At 54.6% G+C, this 4,840-nt stretch carries 2 rRNA genes; both read right to left on the reverse strand.

The window, feature by feature from the left end:
• Positions 1–3: 3 nt before the first annotated feature.
• Positions 4–2,926, reverse strand: a 23S ribosomal RNA gene (locus C1A12_RS20830).
• 427 nt (positions 2,927–3,353) lie between these two features.
• Positions 3,354–4,840, reverse strand: a 16S ribosomal RNA gene (locus C1A12_RS20835); the annotation flags it as partial.

The following is a 4,840-nucleotide window of genomic DNA, read 5'->3' on the forward strand; positions in this document are numbered from 1 at the left end:
CTTGTAGTTAAGTCATCGATTGATTAGTATCCGTCAGCTGCACGTGTCACCACGCTTCCACCTCGGACCTATTGACCTCATCGTCTCTGAGGAATCTTACTTACTTGGCGTAAGGGGAAATCTCATCTCAAGGGGGGCTTCATGCTTAGATGCTTTCAGCACTTATCCCGTCCACACGTAGCTACCCAGCGGTGCTCCTGGCGGAACAACTGGTACACCAGCGGTGTGTCCATCCCGGTCCTCTCGTACTAAGGACAGCTCCTTTCAAATTTCCAACGCCCACGACGGATAGGGACCGAACTGTCTCACGACGTTCTGAACCCAGCTCGCGTACCGCTTTAATGGGCGAACAGCCCAACCCTTGGGACCGACTACAGCCCCAGGATGCGATGAGCCGACATCGAGGTGCCAAACCTCCCCGTCGATGTGGACTCTTGGGGGAGATAAGCCTGTTATCCCCGGGGTAGCTTTTATCCGTTGAGCGACGGCCCTTCCATGCGGTACCGCCGGATCACTAAGCCCGACTTTCGTCCCTGCTCGACTTGTAGGTCTCGCAGTCAAGCTCCCTTGTGCCTTTACACTCTGCGAATGATTTCCAACCATTCTGAGGGAACCTTTGGGCGCCTCCGTTACTCTTTGGGAGGCGACCGCCCCAGTCAAACTGCCCACCTGACACTGTCTCCGGACCGGATCACGGTCCTGGGTTAGAATGTCCGTACAGCCAGGGTGGTATCCCACCAGCGCCTCCACCGAAGCTAGCGCTCCGGCTTCTCAGGCTCCCACCTATCCTGTACAAGCTGTACCAACATTCAATATCAGGCTACAGTAAAGCTCCACGGGGTCTTTCCGTCCTGTCGCGGGTAATGTGCATCTTCACACATAGTATAATTTCACCGGGTCTCTCGTTGAGACAGTGCCCAAGTCGTTGCACCTTTCGTGCGGGTCGGAACTTACCCGACAAGGAATTTCGCTACCTTAGGACCGTTATAGTTACGGCCGCCGTTTACTGGGGCTTCGGTTCAACGCTTCGCCTTACGGCTAACGCATCCCCTTAACCTTCCAGCACCGGGCAGGTGTCAGCCCCTATACTTCGCCTTACGGCTTCGCAGAGACCTGTGTTTTTGGTAAACAGTCGCTTGGGCCTTTTCACTGCGGCTCCTCGGCAGAGGAGCACCCCTTCTCCCGAAGTTACGGGGTCATTTTGCCGAGTTCCTTAACGAGAGTTCTCCCGCTCACCTTAGGATTCTCTCCTCGCCTACCTGTGTTGGTTTGCGGTACGGGCGCCTCTTTCCTCACTAGAGGATTTTCTTGGCAGTGTGAAATCCGGAGCTTCGGTACTCAATTTCCCTCCCCATCACAGCTCAACGTTGCCGGACGGATTTGCCTATCCGACCGTCTTGCTGCTTGGACGCACTCATCCAGTGGTGCGCTCTCCTTATCCTCCTGCGTCCCCCCGTCGTTCAAACGGAAAGGAGGCGGTACAGGAATATCAACCTGTTGTCCATCGCCTACGCCTTTCGGCCTCGGCTTAGGTCCCGACTAACCCTGAGAGGACGAGCCTTCCTCAGGAAACCTTGGGCTTTCGGTGAAAGAGATTCTCACTCTTTTTTCGCTACTCATACCGGCATTCTCACTTCTAAGCGCTCCACCAGTCCTTACGGTCTGACTTCACTGCCCTTAGAACGCTCTCCTACCACAGATCCATACGGATCTATCCGCAGCTTCGGTGGTGTGTTTAGCCCCGGTATATTTTCGGCGCGGAGTCACTCGACCAGTGAGCTATTACGCACTCTTTCAATGATGGCTGCTTCTAAGCCAACATCCTGGTTGTCTAAGCAACTCCACATCCTTTTCCACTTAACACACACTTAGGGACCTTAGCTGGCGGTCTGGGCTGTTTCCCTCTCGACCATGAACCTTATCACCCATGGTCTGACTCCCAGAACAAAGTCTCTGGCATTCGGAGTTTGACTGAATTCGGTAACCCGGTAGGGGCCCCTCGTCCAATCAGTGCTCTACCTCCAGGACTTTCTATTCTGAGGCTAGCCCTAAAGCTATTTCGGAGAGAACCAGCTATCTCCGTGTTCGATTGGCATTTCACCCCTACCCACACCTCATCCCCGCAATTTTCAACTTGCGTGGGTTCGGGCCTCCAGTCAGTGTTACCTGACCTTCACCCTGGACATGGGTAGATCACACGGTTTCGGGTCTACGACCGCATACTGGATGCGCCCTGTTCAGACTCGCTTTCGCTGCGGCTCCGCTTCTTGTAAGCTTAACCTTGCATACGGTCGTAACTCGCCGGTTCATTCTACAAAAGGCACGCCGTCACCCATGAATGGGCTCCGACTACTTGTAGGCACACGGTTTCAGGTTCTCTTTCACTCCCCTTCCGGGGTGCTTTTCACCTTTCCCTCACGGTACTGGTTCACTATCGGTCACTAGGGAGTATTTAGCCTTGGGAGATGGGCCTCCCGGATTCCGACGGAATTCCTCGTGTTCCGCCGTACTCAGGATCCACTCCGGAGGAAAGAAGATGTCGATTACAGGGCTCTTACCCGCTCTGGCTGATCGTTCCAGATCGATTCATCTATCTTCTTTCTTGGTAACTCCAAAGGAGTGTCCTACAACCCCAGAAAGCAAGCTTTCTGGTTTGGGCTGATTCCGTTTCGCTCGCCGCTACTTGGGAAATCGCGTTTGCTTTCTCTTCCTCCGGGTACTAAGATGTTTCAGTTCCCCGGGTCTGCCATCGCTACCCTATGGATTCAGGTAACGATACGGTTCCATTACGAACCGTGGGTTCCCCCATTCGGAAATCTTTGGATCACAGCCTACTTACGGCTCCCCAAAGCATATCGGTGTTAGTCCCGTCCTTCATCGGCTCCTAGTGCCAAGGCATCCACCGTGCGCCCTTATTCACTTAACTTCTTTGTGAAAAGACGTTTCGTTTTTTGATGTCTTGTCATCAAGCACGCATGTTCATGCGTCCTGATTCGCTTATCCAGTTTTCAAGGTTCACGTTTGAGAAGATCCTTTGATCTCTCAAAACTGAACAACCAACCTGTACGTCCTCCGAAGGAGACGGCTTTTTCGTCCGAAGACGCCAGCCGTTCCTGTTTCCTTAGAAAGGAGGTGATCCAGCCGCACCTTCCGATACGGCTACCTTGTTACGACTTCACCCCAATCATTGGCCCCACCTTCGGCGGCTGGCTCCATAAAGGTTACCTCACCGACTTCGGGTGTTGCCAACTCTCGTGGTGTGACGGGCGGTGTGTACAAGGCCCGGGAACGTATTCACCGCGGCATGCTGATCCGCGATTACTNGAAGACGCCAGCCGTTCCTGTTTCCTTAGAAAGGAGGTGATCCAGCCGCACCTTCCGATACGGCTACCTTGTTACGACTTCACCCCAATCATTGGCCCCACCTTCGGCGGCTGGCTCCATAAAGGTTACCTCACCGACTTCGGGTGTTGCCAACTCTCGTGGTGTGACGGGCGGTGTGTACAAGGCCCGGGAACGTATTCACCGCGGCATGCTGATCCGCGATTACTAGCGATTCCGGCTTCATGCAGGCGAGTTGCAGCCTGCAATCCGAACTGAGAATGGTTTTATGGGATTTGCTACACCTCGCGGCTTCGCTGCCCTTTGTACCATCCATTGTAGCACGTGTGTAGCCCAGGTCATAAGGGGCATGATGATTTGACGTCATCCCCGCCTTCCTCCGGTTTGTCACCGGCAGTCACCTTAGAGTGCCCAACTCAATGCTGGCAACTAAGATTAGGGGTTGCGCTCGTTGCGGGACTTAACCCAACATCTCACGACACGAGCTGACGACAACCATGCACCACCTGTCACTTGGTCCCCGAAGGGAAAACCCTGTCTCCAGGGCGGGCCAAGGATGTCAAGACCTGGTAAGGTTCTTCGCGTTGCTTCGAATTAAACCACATGCTCCACCGCTTGTGCGGGCCCCCGTCAATTCCTTTGAGTTTCAGCCTTGCGGCCGTACTCCCCAGGCGGAGTGCTTAATGCGTTAACTTCAGCACTAAGGGGTGGAAGCCCCCTAACACCTAGCACTCATCGTTTACGGCGTGGACTACCAGGGTATCTAATCCTGTTTGCTACCCACGCTTTCGCACCTCAGCGTCAGAAACAGACCAGAGAGTCGCCTTCGCCACTGGTGTTCCTCCACATATCTACGCATTTCACCGCTACACGTGGAATTCCACTCTCCTCTTCTGTCCTCAAGTTCCCCAGTTTCCAATGACCCTCCACGGTTGAGCCGTGGGCTTTCACATCAGACTTAAGGAACCGCCTGCGCGCGCTTTACGCCCAATAATTCCGGACAACGCTTGCCCCCTACGTATTACCGCGGCTGCTGGCACGTAGTTAGCCGGGGCTTCCTCGTTAGGTACCGTCAAGGTGCCGCTCTATTCGCACGGCACTTGTTCTTCCCTAACAACAGAACTTTACGATCCGAAGACCTTCATCGTTCACGCGGCGTTGCTCCGTCAGACTTTCGTCCATTGCGGAAGATTCCCTACTGCTGCCTCCCGTAGGAGTCTGGGCCGTGTCTCAGTCCCAGTGTGGCCGATCACCCTCTCAGGTCGGCTACGCATCGTCGCCTTGGTGAGCTGTTACCTCACCAACTAGCTAATGCGCCGCGGGCCCATCTGTAAGCGATAGCGAGAAGCCATCTTTCAACCTCCCCTCATGCGAGAGAAGGTGTTACCCGGCATTAGCCCCGGTTTCCCGGGGTTATTCCGGTCTTACAGGCAGGTTGCCCACGTGTTACTCACCCGTCCGCCGCTCATTCCACCAGCGTCACCCCCGAAGGGGATCA

Origin of the sequence: Halobacillus sp. Marseille-P3879 (genome assembly GCF_900240285.1) — a bacterium.
GTDB lineage: Bacteria > Bacillota > Bacilli > Bacillales > Halobacillaceae > Halobacillus_A.